The organism is Murinocardiopsis flavida (assembly GCF_003014485.1).
GTDB classification, from domain to species: domain Bacteria; phylum Actinomycetota; class Actinomycetes; order Streptosporangiales; family Streptosporangiaceae; genus Murinocardiopsis; species Murinocardiopsis flavida.
In genome coordinates, this window is the sequence record NZ_PYGA01000002.1 from 175,550 (window position 1) to 200,952 (window position 25,403).

Here is a 25,403-nt window from a genome sequence, read left to right on the forward strand (position 1 = left end):
TCATTTCGCGCCGCCCCACCTCCTCTGGGACCCGACAGCGGCGCAGAAAGGCCGCCGCATGAGCCGCTCCACCCGCCATTCCGGTCCCTTGCCGCCGTCGGATCGCGCCCCGGTCCCCCGGATGAGCCGGCGCGCGGCCCTGCGCACCGGCCTGTTCGGCGCCGGGGCGCTCGCCGCCGGAGGACTGCTCAGCGGCTGCGGCCCGGCCGACGCGGCCGAGGTCCCGCTCCAGTTCTGGAGCCCCCTCACCGGCGGGGACGGCGCCCTCATGCATCGCATGATCGCCGACGTGCACAAGGCGGCGCCCGAGTTGGCGGTGGACTCCACCGCGCTGGCGTGGGGGCGGCCGTACTACACCAAGCTCGCCATGTCTTCGGTCGGCGGGCGCTCCCCCGACGTCGCCGTCATGCACCTCTCCCGGCTCGGCGGCTATGCGCCCGCCGGCCTGCTGCACCCCTTCGACCTCGACCTGCTCGCCGAGTACGGCGCGGGCGAGGACGACTTCATCCCCCGCCTCTGGAAGAGCGCGCAGCACGAGGGCACGCAGTTCGCGATCCCCTTCGACACCCACCCCTTCGTGATGTTCTACAACATCCCACTCGCCGAGGAGGCGGGCCTGCTCGACGGCGACGGCCGCCTCAAGCCGCTGGACTCGGCCGAGGCGTTCGTCGCGGCGTCGCACCGGATGTCCGAGGTCACCGGCGACACGGGCACCGCCTACGGCCACGTCAACGACCCCGCCCAGGCGTGGCGGTTCTTCGGCGGGCTGTACGGCCAGACCGGCCGCCGGCTCGACCTCTCCGGCGACCGGCACGACCTCGACCACGACGCCGCGCTGCGGGTGTTCGAGTTCGTCGCCGAGGTGTTCGACGGCGAGCACTCCCCTGGCACCCTCAACTACGCGGCGGCCCTCGGCACGTTCACCGACGGGCGCGCCGGGTTCTTCATCAGCGGGGAATGGGAGCTGCCCGGCCTGGTCGAGGCGCTCGGCGAGGACCTGGGCGCGCTGGCCATGCCCACGTTCTTCGACGAGCCGGCCTCCTACGCCGACTCGCACTCGTTCGTGCTGCCCGCCCGCGACACGACGGACCCGGAGCGCTTCCGCGCGGCCCACCAGTTCGCGGCCCTGATCCTGAAGAACAGCCTGACCTGGGCCGAGGCCGGGCATATCCCGGCCTACCAGCCGGTCGTTGAGTCCGCGGCGTACGCGGACATGCAGCCGCAGGCCGGATACCGCTCCGCCGGGGAGAAGCCGGTGCTGGACCCCCGGGCCTGGTTCACCGGGGCGGGCTCGCAGTTCCACGACCAGATGTCGGTGACGATGACCGTCAACCTCATCGGCGACGGCCCCGAGGCCGCCGTCGAGTCGATGGACAGCAGGCTCACCGGTCTCCTCGCCAAGGAGAACCCGATCAAGGGGGGAGCACGATGACGGCCACCGCACCGCCGCGCGACCGCGCACCGGCGGGCCCGCCGCCCGCCGCGCGCTCGGCCCCGCCGCTCTGGCGTCGGGTTTCCGACTCCGGCTGGGCCTTCCTGCTGCCGTTCCTCGCCGTCTTCGCGGCGTTCATGGGCTGGCCGGTGGTGTACGGCTTCTGGCTGAGCCTGACCGACTCCACGCTCGTCCGCACCGGCGGCGACTTCGTCGGCCTGGCGAACTACGCCGAGGCGCTCGGCGACCCGTTGATGTGGCAGACGCTGGGCAACACAGCCTTCTTCACGCTGGCGTCGACGGTGCCACTGGTGGTCCTGGCGCTGGTGATGGCGGTGCTGGTGCACAGCGGTCTGCCCGGGCAGTGGCTGTGGCGGCTGTCGTTCTTCGTGCCCTACCTGCTGCCCGTGGCGACCGTCGGCCTGGTCGGGCAGTTCATGTTCAACCAGGAAATCGGGGTGCTCAACCAGGCGACAGGCGCCGACGTGGGGTGGCTGTCGGAGGACTCCGTGGCGCTGTGGAGCATCGTCATCGCCACGGTGTGGTGGACGGTCGGCTTCAACTTCCTGCTCTACCTCGCGGCGCTCCAGTCGATCCCGGACCACCTCTACGAGGCGGCGTCGATCGACGGGGCCGGAGCGTGGGCCCGGCTGTGGAGCATCACCCTGCCGCAGCTCAGCCGGATCACCGGCGTGGTGCTGGTCCTGCAACTCCTCAGCTCGCTGAAGGTGTTCGACCAGATCTACCTGCTGATGGGCAACAACCCCACCGATGCCACGCGGTCGATCCTGATCTACGTCTACGACACCGGGTTCACCGGCTACCGGCTGGGCTACGGCTCGGCGCTCTCCTACATCTTCCTCGCGATCGTCGTCGCGGTCGCACTGGTGCAGACCTGGGTCGGCAGCCGACGCAACAAGGGGGCCGCGGCATGAGCATCCTGACGCCCGCAGCGGGCGAGCGAAACTCCCGGCGCGAGGCGAACCGGCGCCAGCGCTCCCTGATCCTGGGGCGGAGCCGGCTGGCGCGCGGCGGGGCCATGACCGTCCTGGTCGTCATGGCGCTGGGGTGGCTGTTCCCGCTCATCTGGGCGACGAACTCGTCCTTCCGCACCGAGGCCGACACCGTCGCGCTGCCGTTGCAGTGGATACCCGAGAACGGGTTCACCCTGGAGCAGTACATCGGCCTGTTCGAGGTCGGCAAGGTGCAGCTCTGGATGACCAACAGCCTGATCATCGCCGTGGCGGTCACCGCGATCACGGTCGCGGTGTCGGCGCTGGCGGCGTACGCGTTCTCCCGGATGGTGTTCCGGGGGCGCAAGGCGCTGTTCGCGCTGACCATCGCGGCGATCATGGTGCCGCCCCAGTTGCTGATCATCCCGCTGTTCGACCAGATGGTCGCGCTGAACCTGGTGGACACCTACGCGGCGATCATCCTGCCGCAGGTGGTGGCGCCGATCATGGTGTTCATCCTGAAGAAGTTCTTCGATGGGATCCCGCGCGAACTGGAGGAGGCGGCGCGGATGGACGGCGCCGGGCCGTGGCGGGTGTTCTTCTCGGTGGTGCTCCCGCTGTCGCGGCCCATCCTGGCCGCGGTGTCGATCTTCGTGTTCATCAACGCCTGGAACAACTTCCTGTGGCCGTTCATCGTCACCACGGACCCCTCGCTGATGACGCTGCCGGTCGGCATCCCCAACGTGCTCGACGCCTACGGCACGGTCTACGCCCGCAACATGGCGTCGTCGATGGTCGCGGCCGCGCCGATGATCGTGGTGTTCTTGCTGTTCCAGCGGCGGATCGTGCGCAGCGTGGCGACCACGGGCCTCGGCGGGCAGTGAGCGCGGGCGCGCCCCGGGGCTCCCGGGGCGCGCCGGCGCCGGGCCTGGCGCGGGTCCGGGTGCTGACCTAGGATCGGCGGCACCGCGGTAAGCCCCACGTCCCGGGATGTGCGCCATAACCGAACCGGAAGCCCCCCAGCCGCTGCGGTCCATGGCGGCGGCCACCGCGCAGCTGCTCGCCGCCGACGGCCGGTTCGCCATGCGCACCGTCGACGTCGGCGGCGTGCGCACCCGCACCTGGGTCGAGGGCCCGCCCACGCTGCGCGCCATCGCCGAGGCGAGTGCCGGGCGGGGCGACTCCCCCGCGCTGGTGTACCACGACGAACGCATCTCGCACGCCGGGTTCCACCGGGCGGTGGCGGCGCTGGCCCGGCGCCTGGTCGGCGACTTCGGGGTGGCGCCGGGCGACCGGGTGGCGCTGGCCATGCGCAACTACCCCGAGTGGGTCATCGGGTTCTTCGCGGCCACCGCCGTCGGCGCCGTCGCGGTCCCGCTGAACTCCTGGTGGACGGCGCGCGAGCTGGAGTTCGGCCTGCGCGACAGCGAGGCGTGCGTCGTGCTGGCCGACGGCGAGCGCCTGACCCGCCTCGCCGATGTGCTGCCCGGCCTGGCGGTCCCGGTCATCGCGACCCGCACGGGCACGGCCGCGCTGCCCGAGGGCGTGTGGGCGTGGACCTTCCCCGAACCGGGCTCCGACCCCGGCCCGCTGCCCGCCGCCGCGCCCGAGCCCGACGACCCCGCCGCGATCTTCTACACCGCGGGCACCACCGGGCTGCCCAAGGGGGCGGTCGCGTCGCACCGCAACATGCTCTCCAACATCACCTCGGCGGCCTACGCCCAGATGCGCGCGTTCGTCCGGCTCGGCCTGGACCCCGCCGACGTCGCGGCGTTCATCGACGCGCTCCCGCCGCCGGCCGTGCTGACCGTCCTCCCGCTGTTCCACGCCACGGGCGCCCAGACCGTCATGCTGCCGACACTGGACGCCGGGGGCACGCTGGTGCTGATGCGCAGGTGGGATCCTACGCAGGCGCTCGGGCTGATCGAACGCGAGCGGATCCACCGCGTCACCGGGGTCCCCGCGATGTTCGCCGATCTGCTGGCCGCGCCGGGCTTCGCCGACCACGACCTGTCGAGCCTGCTGAGTGTGAGCAGCGGGGGCGCCCCTGCTGCCCCGGCGCTGGTGTCGCGGGTGCGCGGCACCCTGCACGACCTCACCGTGGCGCAGGGCTACGGGCTCACCGAGTGCTCGGCCATCGCGACCGTCAACGCCGGTGCCGACCTCGCGCACCGGCCCGGCAGCGTGGGCGCCCCGGTCGCCGTGGTCGACGTCAAGGTCGTCGACCCCCTGGGGGCCGAGCTGCCCGCCGGGGAGGTCGGCGAGGTGTGGATCCGCGGCCCGGGCGTGGTGCACGGCTACTGGCGGCGGCCCGAGGAGACCGCGGCGGCGTTCACCGACGGCTGGCTGCATACGGGCGACCTGGGGCGGCTGGACGATGAAGGGTTCCTGTCGATCGTCGACCGAGCCAAGGACATGATCATCCGCGGCGGCGAGAACGTGTACTGCGTCGAGGTGGAGGCCGCCGTGCACGAGCATCCCGCCGTGGTGGAGGTCGCCGTGCTCGGGGTGCCGCACGAGGTCCTGGGCGAGGAGGTCGGCGCGGTCGTGCGCATCGCGCCCGGCGGGCGGCTCGACGGCGCCGGGCTGCGCGCGTTCCTCGAACCGCGGATCGCGGCGTTCAAGATCCCCGCCCATGTGCGCATTGGCACCGCGGAGCTGCCGCGCAATCCCGCGGGCAAGCTCCTCAAGAAGCGGCTGCGGGAGCAGCACGGCTGGGGTGCCTGAGCGGCCCCCCGGCCCCGGCGCGGCGTCGCGGGGGGAACGGGGGTCACTCCTCGTCGGCGGGCTCGGCGTCCTTTCTCGGGCGGCCGCGCTTGGGCTGCGCGCGGGTGGCCGAGGGCAGCCGCCCGTTGTCCGACAGCGCCCTGCGGAGCAGGAACTCGATCTGCGCGTTGGTGCTGCGCAGGTCGTCGCCGGCCCACCGCGCCAGCGCGTCGTGCACGGCAGGGTCCAGCCGGAGCAGGACCTTCTTCCGCTCAGTCACCCGACCACCATCACTGGTACAGGGTGCCGGTGTTGACGACGGGCTGGGTGGCGTGGTCGGCGCATAGGACGACCATCAGGTTGCTGACCATCGCCGCCTTCCGCTCCTCGTCCAGTTCGACGACCTCCTGCTCGGACAGTCGCTGGAGGGCGAGATCGACCATACCGACCGCGCCCTCGACGATGCGAGCGCGGGCCGCGACGACCGCCCCGGCCTGCTGGCGGCGCAGCATCGCCTGGGCGATCTCCGACGCGTAGGCGAGGTGGGTGAAGCGCGACTCGATGATCTTCACCCCCGCCGATTCGACTCGGGCCGCGATCTCCGCCGAGAGCCGCTCGGTGATCTCGTCGGCGTTCTCGCGCAGTGACAGGTGCCCGTCGGTGTGGGCGTCGTAGGGGTAGTTGGTGGCGATGTGGCGCACGGCGGTCTCGGTCTGGATCGAGACGAACTTGACGAAGTTGTCGACCTCGAACAGCGCCCGCGCGGTGTCGCTCACCTGCCACACCACCACTGAGGCGATCTCGATGGGGTTGCCGTCGATGTCGTTGACCTTCATGACCGAGGTCTCGTGGTTGCGGATGCGCGTGGAGATGCGGTGCCGGGTGGTCAGCGGGTTGACCCAGCGCAGGCCGTCGGTGCGCACGGTGCCGGTGTAGCGGCCGAGGAGCTGGATGACCCGGGCCTCGTTGGGGGCGATGACGGTGAGCCCGGCGGCGATGGCGAGCGCGACCAGCAGGACCACGATGCCGCCGATCCACATCAGCGGCTGTGCGGGCATGCCGGCCACGAACATGGCGACGGCGGCGGCGATCAGCAGCAGGCACAGCACGGCGACCGGCAGGCCGGGCACCCCGGCTGCCGGGTGCTCGCGCACCTGCGGCTTCGGCATTTCGACTCCTGCTGCGGGCGGTGGGGTGGTTGCGGTCATCGAGGGTCCTCTCCTCCGAAAGTGTGATGACGAAAGTCTAGCATTGTGATATCACTTTTTATAGCCGGGTCCGCAGCCGCCACCCGGAGCGGCAGCGGACCGGCTCACGAGAAGGGATACCTGATGCCCGCCCCGACTACCGACCGATCGCCCCGCACGGAGACGACCGCCGTGCCCGAGAGCCCGGCCGCGGCCGCGGCACCCGCCGAACCGGGCCGCCTCCGGCTGCGCCCGCCCCGCGAGCGCGTCGACCGCCGCGCCGTCGCCTGGTGGACCGCGCAGTCGGTCCTCACCGTCGTCCCGCTGCTCGCCGTCCTCGCCGCCTGCGCCGCGTTCATCGAGCCGGCGCGGTTCTGGCTGCTGCTCGCCGCCGCGGCGGTCGGCGTCCTCGGACTCGCCTACGTCCTGGTCATGCCCAGGTGGCGCTACCGGGTGCACCGCTGGGAGGTCACCGACGACGCCGTGTACACCGCGTCGGGCTGGCTGTGGCAGGAGTGGCGGGTCGCCCCCATGTCGCGGATCCAGACCGTCGACTCCGGCCGCGGCCCGGTGCAGCGCATGTTCGGCCTGACCAGCGTCACCGTGACGACCGCGTCCGCCGCCGGTCCCATCAGCATCGACGGGCTCGCCCACTGGGACGCGACCGAGGTCGTGGACCGGCTCACCGAGATCACCCAGCAGACCCAGGGAGACGCCACATGACCCCGCAGACCCGGCCCGAGCAGCGGCCAGAAGAGCGGTCCCAACAGCTGTCCCAACAGCGGCCCGAACAGCAGCCCGCAGCCGAGGAGAACGTCGCGGCGCCGTGGCTGCGCCCGCACCCACTGACCGTCGTGTCCACGGCGCTGTCCATGGCCGTGCTGCTGGGCGGCGCGATGCTCATCGCGGGCGCCGCCGTGATGTTCAACGGCTCGTTCGCGATCGGCATCCCGCTCGCGCTGAGCGGGTTCGCCGCGGCCGCCGCCATCACCGCCATCGAGTGGCATTTGGTCCGGCACACCCGCTACCGGGTCACCGAGGAGCGGGTGGAGTCGCGGACCCGGCTGCTCGCCGAGAAGCACCGCACCATCGCACGGGACCGCGTTCGCAGCGTCGACGTCAGCGCCGACATCTGGGCGCGCCTCGTCGGGCTGCGGAAGGTCACCATCGGCACCGGCCAGAACGCCGCCACCGCGCAGGGCGACGAGCTGAAGCTGGAGCTGGTCACCGCGGCAGAGGCCGACCGGCTGCGCCGCGAGCTACTCCGGCGCTCCCCCGCTCCCGCCGCCTCCGTGGCGGAGGCCGCGCAGGAGGTCGCGGCGGCCCAGGCCGACCTGAGCGAGGCGATCTCCCGGATGCGGCTCGGCTGGTTCGGGGTCGCCCCGCTCAGCATCGCCACCCCTGCGCTGGGCGTCGGCGCCATCGGCGGCCTGTACAAGCTCGTCGACTGGTTCAGCAACGAGTACGCGGCGCGGACCGCCGTCGACGTCTACCAGTTGCTCATGGCATCGGCGCTGGTGCTGATCCCGGTCGCCGCCGTCGCCGTGCTGGTGGCCGGCGCGGTCGCCGCGACAGCCCTGGAGGTCGAGGCGTGGTGGAACTACCGGCTCGACCGCGAGGCCGACGGGACGCTGCGCATCAGGCGCGGCCTGCTCAACACCAAGTCCGTGTCGTTGCAACCGAGCCGGCTGCGCGGCGTCGAGCTCCAGCAGCGCCTGCTCCTGCGGCGGCTCGGATTCGCCAGGGTCAAGGCGGTCGCGACCGGGCTGGGCACCAAGGAACAGAACGAGACCGCCGCGAAGAGCGACCTCGGACCGGACATGCCCGTCGCGGAGGCGCAGCGCATCGCGGCGAACGTCCTGCGCGAGGACGACTCCCCGGTGCGATCGCCCCTGCTGCGCCGGCACCCCCGCGCGGCGCTGCGCCGCCGGCTGACCCGCGCGGTCGCGGCGTGCGCCGCCGCGTGCGCTGTGGGCGGCGCCGCCGTGGCGGGTGCGGGGATGCTCGGCTGGGACTGGGTTCCGGCGTGGGTGTGGGCGGCTCCGCTGGCGCTGCTGCCGTTCGCGCTGCTCTACGCGGTCGACCTGTACCGCGGGTTGGGCTCGGCGCCGCAGGGGCGCTACCTGCTGCTGCGCCGGGGCAGCCTGGCCAGGCGCACGGTGGCGCTGCGCACCGACGGCATCATCGGCTGGTCCGTCAAGCGCTCGCCGTTCCAGCGCAGGGCCGGGCTGGCGACCATCGGCGCGACGACGGCCGCCGGCGCCGGGGTCTACCGGGCGCCCGACCTCGACCTGTCCGACGGGCTCGGGATGGCGGACGAGAGCGTCCCCGGCCTGCTCGCCCCGTTCCTGCGGCGCGCGTGACGGCAGCGGTGGGCGGTCCGCACGAGCGCGCGGGCGTCCCGGACGCCACCCCCGCGCGGGGCGGATCGCGCGGTGCCACCGGTCCCGGTGGTGCCGACCGGGCCGCCTCCGCGTGGGCGGCCGGGTGCCCGGCCGCCCACGCGGAGGCGGCCCTGGTCAGCGCGGTCAGTGCGGCCCGCCCGGTTCGCCGCCGGGCGGCTTCGCCGTGACGTGCGCCGCCGCCATCTCCACGATCGGGTAGATGTCGAAGATCCGCTCGATGTGCAGGGCGTCGAGCAGCCGCGACGCCTGCGCGGAGGGTTCGGCCAGCACGAGGTGCCGCCCGGCCCGCAGGAACGCGCGGTTCGCGGCGACCAGCGCCCGCAGGCCGCTGGCGTCGATGAAGCCGACCTGGGAGAGGTCGGCGATGACACAGGGGTCCCCCGGGTACGCCAGCAGCGCCACGAGGTCGTCGTGCAGCGCTCCGGCGGTGGCCATGTCGATCTCCCCGTGCACCGGGAAGAGGACGACCTCGTGGCACCGGAACCGGTCGCGGCCGCCGACCTCGGCCGCGCTGCGCGGACCGCTCTCGCTCAAGGGCGAATCCCCACTGAACACCATGGACGCATTCGCCTCCCACTTGATCACCGAACGTCGGGCGGCCGATGGTAACCGTACGGGGCCGCGCGTGTCCGGCGAATGGGTGAATTCATAGATTTGGCCGTGCGGCCGCGATCGCCCGGAAACGTCCCATTCTCCCATGCGCAACTCTGGACCCAGGGGCACCGCGCCATTCAAGATGTTCGCAGGGAGACCGACGCCTTACCCGCAGACGCTGCACCCGCAAAGGACGCCAATGGCAACTGAACCGCCGAACACTCCACAGCAGACCGATGTGGAGGCCGCACTGCTCGGCCACGCCACCTATCGAAGTCTCGGGGAGCAGCGCCTGTCTCCGGCCGAGGAGCGCTTCGAGAAGGCGCGCAACACCCTCGGGTTCGTACTCACGCCCCTCGTCATCATCGGGGTCTGGCTGCTGCCGCTCGACCTGCCCGGAAACCAGCACGCCCTCGCCGCCATCCTCCTCGGCGTGGTCGTCATGTGGGTGACCGAACCGGTGCCGATCCCCGTCGGCGGGCTGATCGGGATCACCTGCGTGGTGGTGGCCGGGGTGATGGGCCCCGACGAGGTCCTCGCGCCATTCGGCAACTCCACCGTGTTCACCTTCATCGGGGCGTTCATCCTCGCCCAGGCCATGCTGCGGCACGGCCTGACCCGGCGCTTCGCGATGCGCATCCTCTCGCTGCCCGGTGTCGGCCGCAGCAGTATCTCCGTCATCGTCGCCTTCGGCGTCATCACCAGCCTGCTCTCGGCGTTCATCTCCAACACCGCGACGGTGGCCATGCTGCTGCCCACGGCGCTGGGCATTCTCACCGTCATCGCCAAGCTGCTGCAACGGCGCGGGCTGGTCGAGGCCGACTTCGACCCCACCCGGCTGCGGGTCGGCACCGCGCTGATGCTGATGCTGGCCTACGGCGCCAGTGTGGGCGGGCTGCTCACGCCCGTCGGCTCGCCGCCCAACCTCATCGGCCGCGGGCTGATCGAGGAGGCCACCGGGGAGCGGATCTCGTTCGCCCAGTGGATGGCGATGGCGGCCCCGATCTGCCTGTCGATGTTCGCGGTCCTCGCCGTGGTGATCCTGCTGCTCAACCGGCCGGAGATCCGCAAGCTCGAAGGCGTCGAGGAGTACGTCCGCACCGAGCGGGCGAAGATGGGCCCGATGTCCCGGGCGGAGGTGAACACCCTCATCGCGTTCAGCGTGACCGTCTCCCTGTGGATCCTGCCCGGCATCGTCGCCGTCGTCGCCGGCACCGAGTCCGCCGTCTACGAGACGGTGAGCGCGCGGCTGGACGAAGGGGTCGTGGCGGTGGCCGGAGCGTCGCTGCTGTTCCTGCTGCCCGTGCGGTGGAAGAAGCGGGAGTTCACGCTCACCTGGACCGAGGCGGCCCGCATCGACTGGGGCACGATCCTGCTGTTCGGCACCGGCATCATCTTCGGCTCACTGCTCACCGAGACCGGGCTCGCCGAGACCATCGGCACCGGGTCGGCGTCGATGCTCGGGCTGGGCGGGACCGTCGCGATCACCGCGTTCGCGGTGGTCCTCGCGATCGTCATCTCCGAGGCCATGAGCAACACCACCGCCGCGTCGGTGGTGGTGCCGATCATCATCCCGATCGCCGTCGCGGCCGACATCAACCCGCTCATCCCGGCGCTCGCGGCGACCTTCGCGGCCTCGTTCGGGTTCATGCTGCCGGTGTCGACACCGCAGAACGCGGTGGTGTACGGCTCCGGCGTGGTGCCCATCACGAGCATGATCCGCACCGGGTTCTCCTTCGACATCATCGGCGGGATCCTGATTCTGCTCCTGCTCCCGGTGATGGTGGCGGTGGTCGGAATCGGCTGAGGTCCGGCGGGGCGGGCCGCGACCGCGGTACCCGCCCCGCCGCGGCGTCGCCCGACCGCGTGTGCGCGGCGCCGCCCGGTGGCTAGGCTGCCCATTGTGGATCTGCCCCGAGAAGACGCCCTTCTGATGGCGCTGAAGCACGCCGGCGCGACCGGGCGCGGCACCCGCCCGTTCCGGCGCGACCTGCTGCGGATGATCGCGCTGGCCGGGATCATCGAGCTGGCCGAGTCCGCCCCCGAGGCCATCGAGTCCTACACGGTGACCACCTCCGACGGCCGCCGGTTCCAGCTGGGCCCCGACGAGGTCGAGCCGTTCCTGCTGGGCGTGAACGTGGCGCATCATGCGGCGACCGGCGAGCAGCTGAACATCGCGGGCGTGCTGGACGAGCTCGCCGAGCAGGACCAGACCGACCGCACCCGCGCGTCGTTGAAGCGCCTGGGCGAGCTCCAGCGCCGCCCCGGCAAGCGCTGACCGCGCCGCCGCCGCCCGGCGCGCCGCGGCCGGGGCCTTTCCCACGATCCCCCGCGGCGCCCGTCAGCGGTCGCCGGTGCCGCCCTGGTGCCGCCGGGTGGGCGGGCCCGTGTAGCCGGGGAGCACGCTGCGGGGCAGCGGGCCCTTGATGCGGGCGCCCTCGCCGGTCTGCTCCCAGGCGTGGGCGAGGATCCCCACGGAGCGCGACAGCACGAACAGCCCGCGGCCGAGTTCGGGGGCGAATCCCAGCTCGGCGTAGACGACGGCGGTGGCGCCGTCGATGTTCATGGGGACCGGGCGGGCCCTGCCCCGGGCGAGGGCCCGTTCGAGCGCCTCGGCCGCTGCGAGCGCCGCGCCGCCGACCAGCCCGTCCGCCGCCGCGTCGGCGATCCGGCGCAGCAGCGGGTCGCGGCGGGGGTCGTTCGGGTGGAACCGGTGCCCGAAGCCGGGGACGTGCCGCCGCTCGGCGCGGTGCTCGGCGACCACCGCCTCGGCGGCCTCGTCGGGGTCGGCCCCCGCGGCGGTCCGCCCGGCGATGTCGGCGAGCACGCCCATGCACTGCTGGCCCGCTCCGCCGTGCACGTCGCCGAGCAGGTTGACGCCGGTGGCGACCGCGTTGTTGAGGCCCACCCCGCAGGTGGCGGCCATGCGCGCCGCGGCGATGGAGGGCGCCTGCGGCCCGTGGTCGACCGACGCGACCAGCGCGGCCTCCAGCAGGGCGGCGCGCGCGGGGTCGGGTAGTTCGCCGCGCAGCAGCAGCCACACGGTCTCGGCGAAGGTCGCGCCCGCGATGAGGTCCTGGACGGGGTAGCCGCGGAGTTCGATCTCGCCGGGCGCGATGCGGCTGATGCCGGTGCTCCACCAGCCGGCCACGTCGGCGACCGGCATGGTCGGCTCCGCGCCGGTCCGCTCTGCCGTGCGGTCGGGCTGCTGCTGTGCTCCGGTGCTCACGTCACTCCCTCGCGGGCCAGGCGGTCGATGTCGTCGTCGGTGTAGCCGAGCTCGCGCAGCAGCGGTCCGGTGTGCTCGCCGAGCAGCGGGGGGCGCGCCGATGGGCGGGCGGGGCCGCCGTCGACCCGGACGCCGCTGCCGAGCACCCGCATCGATTCGCCGGGGGCGCCGGGGAAGTCGACCTCGTGGACGAACTCGCGTTCGGCGAGGTGGTCCAGGCGCAGCGCCTCGGCCACTCCGAGGACCCGAGCCGCGGGCACCCCCGCGTCGGAGAGCAGCTCCTCCCACTCCAGCGCGGGGCGCGCCGCGAGGGCGTCCTCGATCTCGGCGCGCAGCGCATCGCGGTTGGCCTTGCGGTCCTCGCGCCCGGCGAAGCGGGGGTCGGCCGGCAGGTCGGGGCGGCCGATGAGCGCGCACAGGGCGGTGAACTGCTGCTGCTTGTTGGCGGCGATGTTGAGGTCGCCGGACGCGGTGGCGAAGGTGCCCGAGGGTGCGGCGGTGGCGTTCTCGTTGCCCATGGGGGTGGGTTCCAGCCCCGCCAGGAGGTGGTTGGACGCCGCCCAGCCGAGGGCGGTGAGCGCGGTCTCCAGCATGGACACGTCCAGGAACGCGCCCTGCCCGGTGGACTGGCGGCGCACCAGCGCGGCGCACACGCCGAACGCGGCGGCGAACCCGCCGAGGGTGTCGGCGACGGGGTACCCGGCGCGCAGCGGGGTTGCGCCCGCGGTGCCGGTCGTGCTCATCATGCCGGACAGGCCCTGGATGATCTGGTCGTAGGCGGGGCGGTCGCGCAGCGGTCCGGTCTGGCCGAAACCGGAGACGGCGCAGTACACGAGCCCGGGGTTGGCGGCCCGCAGCGCGTCCCAGCCGAAGCCGAGCCGCTCCAGCACGCCCGGCCGGAAGTTCTCCAGCAGGACGTCGGCGCCGCGCACCATGCGGGTGAATACCTCGCGCCCGCCCTCGCTCTTGAGGTCGAGGGTGATGGAGCGCTTGCCGCCGTTCTGCGCGAGGAAGGACGCGCCGAGGAGGTCGGCGTTGAGGCCGGGGTCGCCGCCGAGGCGGCGGGCGAGGTCGCCGCTGCCGGGAACCTCGACCTTGACGACGTCGGCGCCCATCAGCGCGAGCTGGTACCCGGCGAAGGGTCCGGCGAGCACGTTGGTGAGGTCCAGGACGCGGATGCCGTCGAGCAGCGGGGGGCCGCCCGGGGTTGCTCCGCGGTCTTCGGGTGGCACGGCTCAGTCCTCCGTTTCCTGCGGTGCGGCGTCCTGCGGTGCGGCCCCGCCGGGGGGCGGGAACAGGCCGATGTCCGACATGCGGGCGCCGGCCGCGGCGACGGCGCTGACGAAGCCGGGGATGCACTCGGCGGTGAAGCGCACGGTCGGCCCGCCGAGTGCGATGGCGGCGGTGACGCGGCCCTCGCTGTCGCGCACCGGCGCGGCGATGCCGGACACGCCGAGTTCCCGCTCGCCGTGGCTGATGGCGTAGCCGTCGCGGGCGGCGGCGGCGACCTGATCGGCGAGCGCCTCCGGGGTGGTGTCGGCTGGGGCGAGCGCGGCGACGCGGGCGAGCAGCGCCGGGTCGCCGTCCTGGAGCAGGATCTTGCTGGCGGCACCGGCCCACAGCGGGACGGGTTGGCCGACCGGGACGTGGTGCCGCAGGTTCTGCGGCCCCTCCTCCTTGGCGACGCACACCCGCGCGGTGGCGCTGCGGACGTAGAGGTTGGCGGTCTCGGCGGTCTCTGCGACGAGGCCGCGCATGACGTCGCGCGCCGCGGCGGGCAGCTCCCAGGCGGCGCGGCCCAGCGACGCCCAGCGCAGCAGGCCGGGGCCGGCGCACACATGGCCGTCGGGGTGGTTCCACAGCAGTCCGCGCAGTTCGAGGGTCGCGACCAGGCGCAGGACGGTGGTCTTGGCCAGTCCGGTCGCGTCGGTGAGCTCGCGGACGGTGAAGACGCGGTCGGGGCCGTCGAACAGCGCCAGGAGGTCCAGCGCGCGGGTCACACTGCGGACCCCTGTGTCGCCACTGTCGTCGCTCACCACAGCTCCCCCTTCATTGGTCCACTGTGCAGACTATTCGTACCACTCTATGGATAGAACATCTACAGCAACGCCCCTGATGGGCGCCGTGTGATCGACCTTGACAGAATCTGTTGTGACCCGCAGCATAGGCGAGGTCGAAAATACGGACCTCGCAGTCCATCAGGCGGACCGCACCTTCGTCCCGGACACCGATCACCCATCCGCCGCACGGAAGGACCAGCGATGGCGCAACGACAATTCGCCAGGGCCGCCCGCATCATCGGGGCCGCGGGCGCGGCCGTCGTCATCGGCGCGGCCGTCGTCAATGCCGCGACCTCCGACGTCTCCGGCGACGAGGCCCGCAACAACCTCACCCTCATCGTCCCCGCCGCGCCCGGCGGCGGCTGGGACTCCGTTGCGCGCGAAGGGCAGAACGCGCTGCGCGAGGGCGACGTCGTCGGCAACACCCAGGTGGTCAACGTGCCCGGGGCCGGCGGCACGATCGGCCTGGCGCAGACCATCCGGCGCGCCGACGACCCCGCGACCCTCATGGTCATGGGCACCGTCATGGTCGGCGGCATCCAGGTCAACGACTCCACCAACACCTTGGAGGACGTCACGCCGATCGCCCGCCTCGCCGACGACTACGAGGTCATCGTGGTCCCCAAGGACTCCCCCTACAAGGACATGGGCGACCTCGTGGCCGCCTGGGAGAAGGACCCCGGGTCGATCTCCATCGGCGGCGGCTCGCTCGGCGGCACCGAGCAGCTCCTCGCCGGGATGATCGCCAAGGACCAGGGCATCGACCCCGCCAAGGTCAACTACATCCCGTTCCCCGGCGGCGGCGAGGCCCTCACCGCGCTGCTCTCCGGCAGCGTCGACGTCGGCATGTCCACCTACAACGAGTTCGCCGACCAGATCGAGTCCGGCAACCTGCGCGCACTCGGGGTGTCCGCGGAGAAGCCCATCGACGGCATCGACGCGCCGACGCTCGCCGAGCAGGACATCGACGCGGTGCTGACCAACTGGCGCGGCGTCATGGCACCACCAGGCATCAGCCGGCGCGAGCGCGCCGAGCTCACCGCGATCGTCGAGGAGATGGTCCGGACACCGGAATGGGAGGACACTTTGAAGCGCAACCGGTGGGACGACACCTACCAGTCCGGTGCGGAGTACGAGGCGTTCGTCGACGACGAGATCACCCGGCTCAACGGCCTCATCGACGACCTGGGGCTGTAGATGGACGCCACCGCACCCGCCACTCCCCCGTCCCCTGACACGCGCCCCCGGCCCGGCGGCTCCTGGCTGACCGGGCGCAGCGAACTCGCCGTCGCGGCGTTGCTGCTCGCCATGGCCGCGTTCCTCGCCTGGCAGACCGCCACCATGCACGTGCCGCCGGAGACCGAGTTCCCCGGCCCGCGCTTCTTCCCCGTCCTGGTGACCATCCTCATGACCGCAGCGGGGATCGCGCTGGCGGTGCTGGTCGCGGTCAAGCCGCCCGTTCCGGCGGCCGACGACTCCGCGCCGCACGAGGCCGAGGCCGAACCGGAGACGAACCTGGGCCACATGGTGCAGGACCAGGCGACCGGCACGCACCCGCAGCATGCGGCCGAGACCATCGACTGGCGCACCGTCGGCATCGTCGTCGGCGCCCTGGTGGTGTTCATCGTGCTGCTCGAACCGGTCGGCTGGCTGCTGTCCGGAGCGGTGCTGTTCTTCGGCGTCTCCTACGCGCTGGGCGGGCGCCGCATCGCCCTCGACATCGGCATCGCGCTGGTGTTCTCCTCTGTCGTCCAACTGCTCTTCGTCGGGGCGCTGGGCCTGAACCTGCCCGCGGGCATCCTCGGAGGGATCCTGTAAGCCATGGAAGCTCTCGACTCCCTGCTGGTCGGGTTCTCGCACGCGCTGACCCCGACCAACCTCCTGTGGGCCCTCATCGGCGTGGTGCTGGGCACCGCTGTGGGCGTGCTCCCCGGCCTCGGCTCGGCCATGGCCGTGGCGCTGCTGCTGCCCGTCACCTTCCAGCTCGACCCCACCGGCGCGTTCATCATGTTCGCCGGCGTGTATTACGGCGGCCTGTTCGGCGACTCCACGACGTCCATCCTGATCAACACGCCCGGCAACTCCTCGGCGATCGCCACGGCGATCGAGGGGTACAAGATGTCGCTGCGCGGCCGCGCCCCGCAGGCGCTGGCGACGTCGGCGATCGGCGCGTTCCTCGGCGCCATCATCTCCACCGCGCTGATCGCGTTCTTCACGCCGACCATCATCGAGGTCGCGTTGCAGTTCGGCCCGGCCGAGTACTTCGCGCTGGCCATGTTCGCGTTCCTCGCGACCTCGGCGGTGGTGTCGACCTCGCTGATCCGCGGGCTGGTCTCGCTCGCCATCGGGCTGACCATCGCCATGGTCGGCATCGACCAGCAGAGCGGGGCCGAGCGGTTCACGCTGGGGATCCCCGAGCTGTTCGAGGGGATCAGCGTCGTCACCGTCACGGTCGGGCTGCTGGCGTTCGGCGAGGTCCTGCACGTCGCCGCCCGCATCCACCGCGACCCGGCCCGCAAGGACACCGTGCGCGGCACCGGGCGCCCGTGGCTGAGCCGCGCCGATGTGCGCCGCACGTTCCCCGCGTGGCTGCGCGGCGCCGGGTTCGGCATCCCGTTCGGGGTCATCCCGGTGGGCGGGTCGGAGATCCCCACCTTCCTGGCCTACGGCAACGAGAAGCGCATGGCGAAGCGCCGCGCGGCCCGCAAGGGCACGCCCGACGAGTTCGGCAGCGGCGCGATCGAGGGGGTCGCGGCGCCCGAGGCCGCCGCGAGCGCGACGGCGGGCACCGCCATGGGCGCCCTGCTGGGCCTGGGGCTGCCGACCTCGGCGACCGCCGCCATCATGCTCGCCGCGTTCCAGCAGTACGGGATGCAGCCCGGCCCGCTGCTGTTCGAGCGCAACGGCGAGCTGGTGTGGGCGCTGCTGGCGAGCCTGTTCATCGGCAGCGTCATGCTGCTGATCCTGAACCTGCCGTTCGCGCCGCTGTGGGCCAAGCTGCTGCTGATCCCCAAGAACTACCTGTACGCCGGCATCACGGTCTTCGCGGCCCTGGGCGTCTACGCGGCGAGCTCCTCGGTGGCCGACCTGGTCCTGCTGCTCCTGCTGGGGCTGCTCGGCCTGATGATGCGCCGCTACGAGATCCCGCTGGCGCCCGTGCTGATCGCGGTGATCCTCGGCCCGCTCGCCGAGACCAATCTGCGCCGCGCCCTCACGGAGAACCAGGGCGACCCGTCGGTGCTCGTCGCCAGCGGCATCTCGATCGGCCTGTACGTCGTGATCGTGCTTGCCGTGGGATTCATGGCGGTGAGCAGGATCCGGGAGCGGCGCATGGAGCGGCGCGCCGCCGAGGCGCCCGCCGACGCGGAACCGCGGGGCTGACCGCACCGAGGCGCGCACGCGGCGGGCGGTGCCGGGGGTCCTCCCCGGCACCGCCCGCCGCCGTGTCGGGGGCTACCCCTCCGCCATCATCTCCGCGTTCTCGGCCACCTCGTCGGGGGTGGGGTCGGCGTCCTGCGGCAGGTCGCAGCGCCAGTACCCGGTGAACGCGATCGCGCGCTTCGGCACCGACCGCTCGTTCACCAGGTGCCGGCGCACCGCGCGGACGCCCGACGCCTCGCCGGCGACCCACGCGTACACCGCGCCGTCGGGGAAGTCCATGGCGCGCACCGCGTCGAGCAGCAGCCCGGACCGGCCGGGCGGGATGTTGCCGCGGTGCACCCAGCGCACGTCGGCCGCCGCCTCGCTGCTCAGGTCCTGCTCCTCGTCGGGGCCGCTCACCTCGGCGACCACCCGGACCGGCAGGCCGGCCGGCAGCGCCTCCAGGATCGCGCCGATGGCGGGCAGCGCCGTCTCGTCGCCCACGATGAGCCGCCAGTCGTGCGGGCCGGGCGTGCGGATGTGGGAGACGGTGGGCCCGAGCATGCCGATGACGTCACCGGGCTCGGCGCGCAGCGCCCACGCCGACGCGGGCCCGCCGTCGCCGTGCAGCACGAAGTCGATGTCCACCTCGTTGTCGGCCGGGCGGTGGCGGCGGATGGAGTAGGCCCGCATCCACGGCCGCTCCGCCTCGGGCACCGCGAGGTAGGCCTGGTACCAGCGCATCGTGTCGCCGTCGGCGCCGACCTGCGGGACCACCGGGACGTCCATGCCCGGCTTGCCGAAGAACAGCTTGACCTGCTGGTCGGGTGCGACGCTGGTGAACCCCGCGAGGTCGCCGCCGAAGCTGATCCGCATCATGTGGGGGGTGACGGCGCGCACCGACGTCACGTGGATCAGCGCGTAGCGCAACGGATCGGGCATGGAGGGCACGCTTCCTACCGGGACGGGACCGCGGGGCCCGGTCGACGCACCCGGCAGCGCGGCACTTAACCAGGACAGCCTAACCTAAGTACCCGAGGTGCCCGCCAGGGGGCATCCCGGAAGGTCACCGGGGCGGCGCGGCGAAGAAGGCCCGGACGGACGCGGGGATCCAGATCAGGGCGATCATGGCCACCATGACGACATCGCCCGCGATGACGGCCGGGTAGTACTCGGGGCCCGCTGCCGCGGAAACGAAGCCGTGCAGGATCGCCACGGCGAGAGCGAGGGTCAAGACCACGCGGGCCCATCGGCGGCCCCTGAGGGTCTTCACGACCAGCCACCAGAGGACGGCGGCGAACGGTACGTGCACGCCATAGGTCATCGCCAGTGCCAGCGTGTACGCGAACCGCAGTTCCCCGTCGTCAAGTGACGGATTCTCGCGGGCGATCGCGTCGATGTAGGGGTCCGGGTCGAGGGTCATCACGACCGGCAGGGCGAGCAGGATCACGATGAGCAGGGCCAGGCACACCCGGGTCCAGCGCAGCGGTGCCGGCACCGGGCGGCTCCGCGACCCGTCGGGGCGGGCCGTGCCGTTCGTGGTCGGTGTCATGGCGGTCCTTTTCTGTCGGAGCGATCCGCACCGCGTTCGGCGCATGCCGCAGAGCGGAGGGCCGGTCGCGGTTCGCCGCCTCCGAGCGGCGGCTTTTTTAACACACCTGTGTATTTTAACACAGTCGTGTAGGATACGGGACATGCCGAAGATCGTTGACCACGACGCACGTCGCAGGGAACTGGGCGAGGCCTTCTGGCGGGTCGTCCTCAGCGACGGCGTGGAGGCGGCGTCGGTGCGCACCGTGGCCGCCGAGGCGGGATACTCCGCCGCCTCACTGCGGTACTACTTCCCCACCCAGGACGAGTTGCTCGACTACACCTGGCAGATGGTCCTCGACCGGGCCCTCGCCCGCGTCGGGGCGCTCGCACTGCCCGCCGTCCCCGTCGAGGCCGCTCTGCTCGTGTCCGAGCAGTCGGTGCCGATGGACGCCGAGCGGGCGGCGGAAGCCCAACTGTGGTTCAGCGTCGCAGCGGTGGCCCGGACCAACGAGCGGCTCCGCGCGCGCCTCGAAGAGGTCCACGCCACGCTGCGGGACGGCTGCATCCGGATCGTGGCCGGGCTCCAGCAGGTCGGCGCCTGCCACCCGGATCGCGATCCCACCGCCGAGGGCATCCGCCTGCACGCGCTGATCGACGGGCTCGCGTTCCACGGCGCCACGCTGCCCGGCGTCTACACCCCCGCGCAGATGCGGGCGATGCTGCGCAGCCAACTCGACGACCTCCGCTCCGCACCCGTTTGACCGCCCCTGCGGAGTCCGTCCCCGCCGAGCCCATCGGGCCGGTCCGACCCGCGTACACGCCGCCGCCCGCCTGAACGTCCGGCACCCGGCACCACCGTGCTCGGCAGCGGCACCGGGCGAGGGCGCTGCTACCCCACGGGGCCCGGACCGTCCGGGCCCCGGTGCCCAGGCGCCCGGCGCCGCGAGGCGGCGAGCCGGTGCAGCAGCGGCCCCGCGGCGACGAGCACGGCGCCGACCAGGGTGATCCCCGCAAGGGAGCCGCCGGTCACCGGCAGGACGGGGCCGTTGCCCGAGGACCCCCCGTTCGGTCCGTCCCCGCCGTCAGGCGGCCCGATCGTAGGGCCGTCGCTCGGGTCGGGAGAGCCGCCGTCCGTCGGCGAAGGACTGGGGCTCGGGGACGGGCTGCTGGTCGGGGTCGGGTCGGTGGTCGGGGACGGGCTGGGGCTCGGGTCCGGGTCGCCGGTCGGCGACGGGCTCGGCGAGGGGCTCGGCCCTCCGTCGATGTCGGTGGACTGGCAGGAGACGTTGTTGTCGGTCACGTTCTCCCTGCTGCCCGTGTAGACCGTCGCGCAGTTCTCGATCGTGGTGCCCGGCGCGACATCGGAGTTGACCGACATCGTGACCGTGAACGTGTCCGACTCGCCCGGTTCGAGGGTGCCCAGGGCGCAGGTGATCGTCAATCCGCTGGGCGGGCACTCGGCGGGAAGGTCCTCGATGGTCGTGAGCTGCCCGTTGGTCGGATCCTCGACGGTGACCTCGACGGCCTCGGACGGCCCGTTGTTGGTGACGGTCATCGTGTAGGTGATCGTGCCGTCCGGATTAGCGGTGGCGGGGCCGGTCTTGGTGATCTCGATGTCGGTCAGCGTCTGGGTCTCGCTGATCAGCTGCGTCCCGTCGACCGTCGCACCGGAGGACGAGGTCGACACCTCGGCGCTGTTGGTCATGTCGGTGCCGTCCGCCACGTCGGGATCGACGGTCACCGGGATCGTGTACTGCACCGATTCACCGGCGGGCACCGTGGTTCCGGGCCCGCCGCAGGTGACCGTCTGCCCGGCGGCCGAGCAGTCCCCCGAAAGGGCTCCGACGCTCATCTCCGCGCTCACGGTGTCGGTGACGGTCACGTCCTCGGCGTCCTCGTCGCCGGTGTTCGTCACCGTCACCGTGTAGACGGACTCCGCTCCGATGACCATCGGGTCGGGCGAGACGGACTTGGTGACATGCAGGTCGGCGCTGCGCTGCCCTGCGTCCGGTGTCGCCTTCGCCGACGCTGCGGCGCGTGTCGGGGTGGGCTCGGGCGCCGAGGGGGACGGCGACGCGGCGGGAGCCGGGTCGTCCGCGCCCGCGGTGTCGGCCGTGCCCGGCGGCTCCTGCGTGCCGGGCGGCCCGCTGCCCTCGGGTCCAGCGGGCTCCTCGGCGGGCGCCTCGGCGGGCGCCCCCTTGCCGGATCCTTCGCCGGGCCCTTCTCCGGGCCCCTCGCCGGATCCCTCGGCGGGCGATTCCGAGGCGGCAGGGGCGCGCGACACGTCGGCCGGGGCGCCGTCCGGGGCGTCGGCCGCGGCGAGTCCCGCCATCCCCGTGGCGGCCGCGAACACGAGCGCGGTCGCCGCCCTGCCGAGCGCCGCCGTGCCGAACGTCAGTCGCCCACTCATTCCGCCCCCGCCGGCTCGCCGTGAAGTAGCCACCGTGGTCGATGCTCTCCGTCGCCCCGGCCGACCGCCGCGCGCCTTCGCCGGTGCTGGCGAGAACGTGGCGAAGACTTGGGCCGCACGTAACCCCGTGCCGCGGGAACCCGTGCCCGGATCCCGTCCGCGCGGAGCGACGCCGGGCGGCGGGCGGCGGCGCCCCGCCGCCCGTTCCGCTAGCCTCCGTCGCCGTGCAGGGTGCGGACGTCCATGGTGCCGTCGTCCGCCGCGGACACAGCGACCTGGGACAGGTCGGCGACGATCGCGTCGGCATGCAGCGCGAGGGCATCGGTGCTGGTCGTCAGCGCGACGACGGCGCACCCGGCGGATCGGGCGGACTCGATCCCGGCCGGGGCGTCCTCGAAGACCACGCACTCCGCGGGCGGCACACCCAGCAGCCGGGCTCCCGCGACGAATGGTTCAGGGTCGGGTTTGCCGCGCGTGATGTCGTCGGCGGAGACGATCCGCGGCGCGTCGATCCCCGCGGCGCCCAACCGTGCGACGGCCAGCGCACGGGTCGCGGAGGTGACGACGGCCCACCGGTCGGCGGGCAGGGACGCCAGCAGGTCCAGGCTGCCCGGCAGGGCGGTGATCCCGTCGGTCTCGGCGACCTCCAGCTCGTTGATACGCGCCGTTGCCTCCGGGACCCGGTCGGGCGGCAGCACGCGCGCGACGATCTCCTCTGCCGGAAGTCCGTGCGCGTACACGTCGAGCAGCTGATCGGGGGTGACGCCGTACTCCCCGCCCCAGCGCAGCCAGCACTCGACCGCGACCTGCGTCGAGTCGATCAACGTGCCGTCCATGTCGAAGAGCAGTCCCTGGGCCTTCATCGGCATCGTCCTCACTCCCGGCGTACACCACTGTCCACCCCGCCCGCTGCCCGCAAGCGGGGTGCGTCGCACACCGCAGCGGGAGAGCCGCCCGCGCGGGACGCGCAGCGACCGTCCCCGCGCGGGCCCCTCCCCCGCCGGTGTCAGCGGACGGCGGCGGCCGTGCTCGCCGCCGACAGGACTCCGTGCAGCTCGGCGTCGCCGATGAAGCGGCCGTCGAACACGACGGCGTGGATCCGCCGGGTGTTGCGGATGTCGCTGAGCGGGTCCGCGTCGAGGACGACGAGGTCGGCGGCCCGGCCGGGCAGCACGGCGCCGAAGCGGTCGTCGCGTCCGAGGAAGCGGGCGGGTTCGATGGTGGCGGCCTGGAGGGCGCGCAGCGGGCTCAGCCCGGCGCCGGCGAGCAGTTCGAGTTCGTCGTGGAGGCTGAACCCCGGGGCGAGGCCGGGGGTGACGGAGTCGGTCCCCGCGAGCAGCCGGACGCCCGCCTCGTCCATGGCCGCGACAGCGGCCCGGCGGCGGTCGAACAGCACCCTGCGCCGGGCGGCCTCCTCGGCGCTGCGGCCGCCGCCCTCGAAGACCTTGTCCCGGACGTAGGCCCACATCGCGGGGGTTTCGGGCTCCAGGTAGGCCAGGCGGGGATCGTCCAAGCGGATGCGGTCGGGGAGGTCGATCGCGCTGTGCATCACGAGCGTGGGGCAGTAGGCGGCGTCGGCGGCGACGAGCCGCCCGAAGAGGGCGGCGGCGGCTTCCGGGCTGTAGCTGCCCACCGCCTCCCATTCCACCGCGGTGACCTGCTTGAACCAGTCGGCGTAGGGCGGGTCGGAGGTGAGCCGCAGCCGTGCCATCGCCGCTTCGAGCCGCTCGGAGTCGGCGGAGGTGGCCGGCCACAGTCCGTGCACGTGCTCGAACGAGCGCTGCCCCGCGTCGATCTGCTCGGCCAGCGGCACGTTGTCCGAGCGGTGTCCGACAACGGTGATCCCGCGCCGGTGCGCCTCGTCGAGCACCGCGAAGTAGGGCTCGCGTTCGAGGCGCGAGTAGACCTTGACGAAGTCCGCGCCGGTCTCGACGGCCTCGTGCACGGCGCGCCTCCCCTGCGCGGCGGTGACGGCCGTGATGACGGGGCTGTCGACGGGGAGGTCGGTCCACAGCGCCGGGGCGCCGTCCACAAGAGGGCTCGCGATGACCGACCGGGGGCCGAGCAGGCTGCCGTCGGCCACGCGGCGGCGCCAGTCGTGCAGGAACGGTTTGCCCCACATCTCCCTGACAGTCGTCACCCCGTTGGCGATGTAGAGCGCGGGGAAGTGCTGCCCGCCGGGACCGTCGCCGTCGCTGTGCACGTGCATGTCGGTCAGGCCGGGGAGCGTGTGCGTTCCGGTCAGGTCGGTCACCGCTGCCGTGTGGGGGATGGGCACCTGCGCCGAGGGGCCCACTTCGGTGATGACCCCGTCGGCGACGAGGATGGTCTGGTCGGGCTGCGGTGGACCCCCGAGGGTGTCGACCACTGTTGTATGCGTGTACGCCTGGACGCGGTTGTCTCTGGTCATGCGTACACCGTAAGACGACGGATCGGGGATCCGCGCAGGCGCCGAGTGCACTTCATTCACACGACACCAAATCGAGTGCACTACGCCGTGGATAACCGGCCTCCGCACTAGTACGGTTGCGGTCATGAACGCAGCAGCGCCCGACGACCGGCCGTCCGTCCGGATCGCTGCCGCGGTCCGCGAGCGGATCGCGAACGGCGACCTCCGCCCCGGGGAGCGCGCCCCCTCCACCCGGCAGATCGTGCGCGAGTGGGGTGTCGCCATGGCCACCGCGTCCCGCGCCATCGCCATCCTGCGCGATGAAGGGCTCGTCGTCACCCGGCCGGGCTCGGGCACCGTTGTGCGCGGGCGGGCCGGGCCCGCGGCGGGCGGCCGCCGGGGAGCGCTGCGCGGGCTGACGCGGGCCCGCGTCGTCGCCGCGGGGATCGGCATCGCCGACCGCGAAGGCATGGAGGCGGTGTCGATGCGGCGGCTCTCCGGCACGCTCCAGGTGGCGCCGATGTCGCTGTACCACCACGTCGCGGGCCGCGACGAGCTGGAGTTCCTCATGGTGCGCGCCGTCTTCCAGGCGAATCCCCTGCCGGCCCGGCCGCCCAGCGGGTGGCGGGCGCGGATCGAGGCGGTGTACCGGCTCCAATGGCGCCTCTATCGGGCCCACCCGTGGCTCGCCGAACTCCTTTCGGTGAACAGGCCGCCGCTGGCCCCCGAGGCCATGGAGCACAGCGAATGGACCCTGGCCGCGCTGCATGAGATCCCGCTCGGCGCGGAGGAGCGCATGCGGGCGGCGCTCGCCCTGCCGAGCCTGGTCCGCGGTCTCGCCCTCGGCGCGCTCGGCGAGATCCGGGCCGAGCGCGAGACCCGCATGCGCACCGGCCAGTGGTGGCGCACCGTCGACGCGGAGGCCGAGGCGATCGTGCGGAGCGGCCGGTACCCGCGGCTGACCGAGGTGGACGCGTCCGCCGCCGACCGCCTCTTCGGTGTCGACGGAGTGGACGACCTCCTCGACCACGCACTCGCGCACTACCTGGACGGGCTCGCCGCGCGCGTCGCTGACGGTCGGCGATCCGGATAGCGGCGCCGGGGGCGTGCGCGGACCGGCGCGTATCCGGTCGTCCCCGCCCCGG

General features: G+C 72.9%; 24 protein-coding genes. 13 read left to right on the forward strand and 11 right to left on the reverse strand.

What is annotated here, in order from left to right; all coding sequences use genetic code 11:
- Positions 1-121: 121 nt before the first annotated feature.
- The 4 genes from CLV63_RS03495 (at position 122) to CLV63_RS03510 (ending at position 5,112) form a co-directional block, all read left to right on the forward strand.
- Positions 122-1,432, forward strand: a complete 1,311-nt coding sequence (locus CLV63_RS03495) for an extracellular solute-binding protein (protein ID WP_211301138.1) — start codon at positions 122-124, stop codon at positions 1,430-1,432.
- Complete coding sequence (locus CLV63_RS03500) at positions 1,429-2,367, forward strand: carbohydrate ABC transporter permease (RefSeq protein ID WP_106581409.1); 939 nt, start codon at positions 1,429-1,431, stop codon at positions 2,365-2,367. The genes CLV63_RS03495 and CLV63_RS03500 overlap by 4 nt, the downstream gene beginning before the upstream one ends.
- Entirely contained in the window at positions 2,364-3,269 is a 906-nt protein-coding gene (locus CLV63_RS03505; RefSeq protein WP_106581410.1) for a carbohydrate ABC transporter permease, read from the forward strand. Before CLV63_RS03500 ends, CLV63_RS03505 begins: the two co-directional genes overlap by 4 nt.
- A 106-nt stretch (positions 3,270-3,375) precedes the next feature.
- Positions 3,376-5,112 carry a class I adenylate-forming enzyme family protein gene (locus CLV63_RS03510; RefSeq protein WP_245928549.1) on the forward strand — a complete coding sequence of 579 codons (1,737 nt, stop codon included), beginning with the start codon at positions 3,376-3,378 and terminating at the stop codon, positions 5,110-5,112.
- A gap of 43 nt (positions 5,113-5,155) precedes the next feature.
- On the opposite strand, the gene CLV63_RS03515 is transcribed toward CLV63_RS03510, so the two are convergent.
- Positions 5,156-5,371 carry a hypothetical protein gene (locus CLV63_RS03515; RefSeq protein WP_106581411.1) on the reverse strand — a complete coding sequence of 72 codons (216 nt, stop codon included), beginning with the start codon at positions 5,369-5,371 and terminating at the stop codon, positions 5,156-5,158.
- Between the two features lie 10 nt (positions 5,372-5,381).
- Positions 5,382-6,299 (reverse strand): SPFH domain-containing protein, encoded by a 918-nt coding sequence (locus CLV63_RS03520; protein ID WP_106581412.1) that lies wholly within the window; start codon positions 6,297-6,299, stop codon positions 5,382-5,384.
- Positions 6,300-6,422: 123 nt separating this feature from the next.
- Between CLV63_RS03520 and CLV63_RS03525 the strand changes: the two genes are divergently transcribed.
- Positions 6,423-7,001, forward strand: coding sequence for a PH domain-containing protein (locus tag CLV63_RS03525; protein WP_106581413.1), 579 nt, complete (start codon positions 6,423-6,425; stop codon positions 6,999-7,001).
- Positions 6,998-8,641 (forward strand): PH domain-containing protein, encoded by a 1,644-nt coding sequence (locus CLV63_RS03530; RefSeq protein WP_106581414.1) that lies wholly within the window; start codon positions 6,998-7,000, stop codon positions 8,639-8,641. The genes CLV63_RS03525 and CLV63_RS03530 overlap by 4 nt, the downstream gene beginning before the upstream one ends.
- A gap of 165 nt (positions 8,642-8,806) precedes the next feature.
- On the opposite strand, the gene CLV63_RS03535 is transcribed toward CLV63_RS03530, so the two are convergent.
- Positions 8,807-9,217, reverse strand: coding sequence for an STAS domain-containing protein (locus tag CLV63_RS03535; RefSeq protein WP_245928551.1), 411 nt, complete (start codon positions 9,215-9,217; stop codon positions 8,807-8,809).
- A 259-nt stretch (positions 9,218-9,476) separates the two neighbouring features.
- Between CLV63_RS03535 and CLV63_RS03540 the strand changes: the two genes are divergently transcribed.
- Positions 9,477-11,084, forward strand: coding sequence for an SLC13 family permease (locus CLV63_RS03540; protein ID WP_106581415.1), 1,608 nt, complete (start codon positions 9,477-9,479; stop codon positions 11,082-11,084).
- 96 nt (positions 11,085-11,180) lie between these two features.
- Complete coding sequence (locus CLV63_RS03545; RefSeq protein ID WP_146165508.1) at positions 11,181-11,555, forward strand: hypothetical protein; 375 nt, start codon at positions 11,181-11,183, stop codon at positions 11,553-11,555.
- A 63-nt stretch (positions 11,556-11,618) separates the two neighbouring features.
- Here the strand turns inward: CLV63_RS03545 and CLV63_RS03550 are convergent, their stop codons facing one another.
- Genes CLV63_RS03550 through CLV63_RS03560 form a run of 3 tightly spaced genes read right to left on the reverse strand, consistent with a single transcriptional unit; the run spans position 11,619 to position 14,542 of the window.
- Positions 11,619-12,506: a citryl-CoA lyase gene (locus CLV63_RS03550; RefSeq protein ID WP_245928552.1), complete on the reverse strand. Its 888-nt coding sequence runs from the start codon at positions 12,504-12,506 to the stop codon at positions 11,619-11,621.
- Positions 12,503-13,738, reverse strand: coding sequence for a CaiB/BaiF CoA transferase family protein (locus CLV63_RS03555; protein ID WP_106581417.1), 1,236 nt, complete (start codon positions 13,736-13,738; stop codon positions 12,503-12,505). The genes CLV63_RS03550 and CLV63_RS03555 overlap by 4 nt, the downstream gene beginning before the upstream one ends.
- A 3-nt stretch (positions 13,739-13,741) precedes the next feature.
- Complete coding sequence (locus CLV63_RS03560; RefSeq protein ID WP_245928553.1) at positions 13,742-14,542, reverse strand: IclR family transcriptional regulator; 801 nt, start codon at positions 14,540-14,542, stop codon at positions 13,742-13,744.
- 225 nt (positions 14,543-14,767) lie between these two features.
- On the opposite strand from CLV63_RS03560, the gene CLV63_RS03565 reads away from it, so the two are divergent.
- The 3 genes from CLV63_RS03565 to CLV63_RS03575 are packed head-to-tail and all read left to right on the forward strand — an operon-like array spanning position 14,768 to position 17,947.
- On the forward strand, positions 14,768-15,763 hold the full coding sequence (locus tag CLV63_RS03565; RefSeq protein ID WP_106581419.1) for a Bug family tripartite tricarboxylate transporter substrate binding protein: 996 nt from the start codon (positions 14,768-14,770) through the stop codon (positions 15,761-15,763).
- Positions 15,764-16,384, forward strand: a complete 621-nt coding sequence (locus tag CLV63_RS03570; RefSeq protein ID WP_106581420.1) for a tripartite tricarboxylate transporter TctB family protein — start codon at positions 15,764-15,766, stop codon at positions 16,382-16,384.
- A gap of 3 nt (positions 16,385-16,387) precedes the next feature.
- On the forward strand, positions 16,388-17,947 hold the full coding sequence (locus CLV63_RS03575; protein WP_106581421.1) for a tripartite tricarboxylate transporter permease: 1,560 nt from the start codon (positions 16,388-16,390) through the stop codon (positions 17,945-17,947).
- Positions 17,948-18,019: 72 nt separating this feature from the next.
- Here CLV63_RS03575 and CLV63_RS03580 read toward each other — a convergent pair whose 3' ends face one another.
- Complete coding sequence (locus tag CLV63_RS03580) at positions 18,020-18,868, reverse strand: siderophore-interacting protein (protein ID WP_106581422.1); 849 nt, start codon at positions 18,866-18,868, stop codon at positions 18,020-18,022.
- Positions 18,869-18,992: 124 nt separating this feature from the next.
- The gene (locus tag CLV63_RS03585; RefSeq protein ID WP_170134138.1) at positions 18,993-19,478 is read right to left on the reverse strand and encodes a hypothetical protein; all 486 of its coding nucleotides are present in this window, start codon (positions 19,476-19,478) and stop codon (positions 18,993-18,995) included.
- Positions 19,479-19,620: 142 nt separating this feature from the next.
- Between CLV63_RS03585 and CLV63_RS03590 the strand changes: the two genes are divergently transcribed.
- Positions 19,621-20,220, forward strand: a complete 600-nt coding sequence (locus tag CLV63_RS03590; protein ID WP_170134139.1) for a TetR/AcrR family transcriptional regulator — start codon at positions 19,621-19,623, stop codon at positions 20,218-20,220.
- Between the two features lie 128 nt (positions 20,221-20,348).
- On the opposite strand, the gene CLV63_RS03595 is transcribed toward CLV63_RS03590, so the two are convergent.
- The 3 genes from CLV63_RS03595 to CLV63_RS03605 form a co-directional block, all read right to left on the reverse strand.
- Positions 20,349-21,869 (reverse strand): DUF7507 domain-containing protein, encoded by a 1,521-nt coding sequence (locus CLV63_RS03595; protein WP_106581425.1) that lies wholly within the window; start codon positions 21,867-21,869, stop codon positions 20,349-20,351.
- A gap of 209 nt (positions 21,870-22,078) precedes the next feature.
- Positions 22,079-22,732, reverse strand: coding sequence for an HAD-IA family hydrolase (locus CLV63_RS03600; protein WP_211301139.1), 654 nt, complete (start codon positions 22,730-22,732; stop codon positions 22,079-22,081).
- Between the two features lie 143 nt (positions 22,733-22,875).
- Positions 22,876-24,279, reverse strand: a complete 1,404-nt coding sequence (locus CLV63_RS03605; protein ID WP_106581427.1) for an amidohydrolase family protein — start codon at positions 24,277-24,279, stop codon at positions 22,876-22,878.
- A 124-nt stretch (positions 24,280-24,403) separates the two neighbouring features.
- Here CLV63_RS03605 and CLV63_RS03610 point away from each other — a divergent pair, with 124 nt between their 5' ends.
- Positions 24,404-25,351: a GntR family transcriptional regulator gene (locus CLV63_RS03610; protein ID WP_106581428.1), complete on the forward strand. Its 948-nt coding sequence runs from the start codon at positions 24,404-24,406 to the stop codon at positions 25,349-25,351.
- Positions 25,352-25,403: the final 52 nt, after the last annotated feature.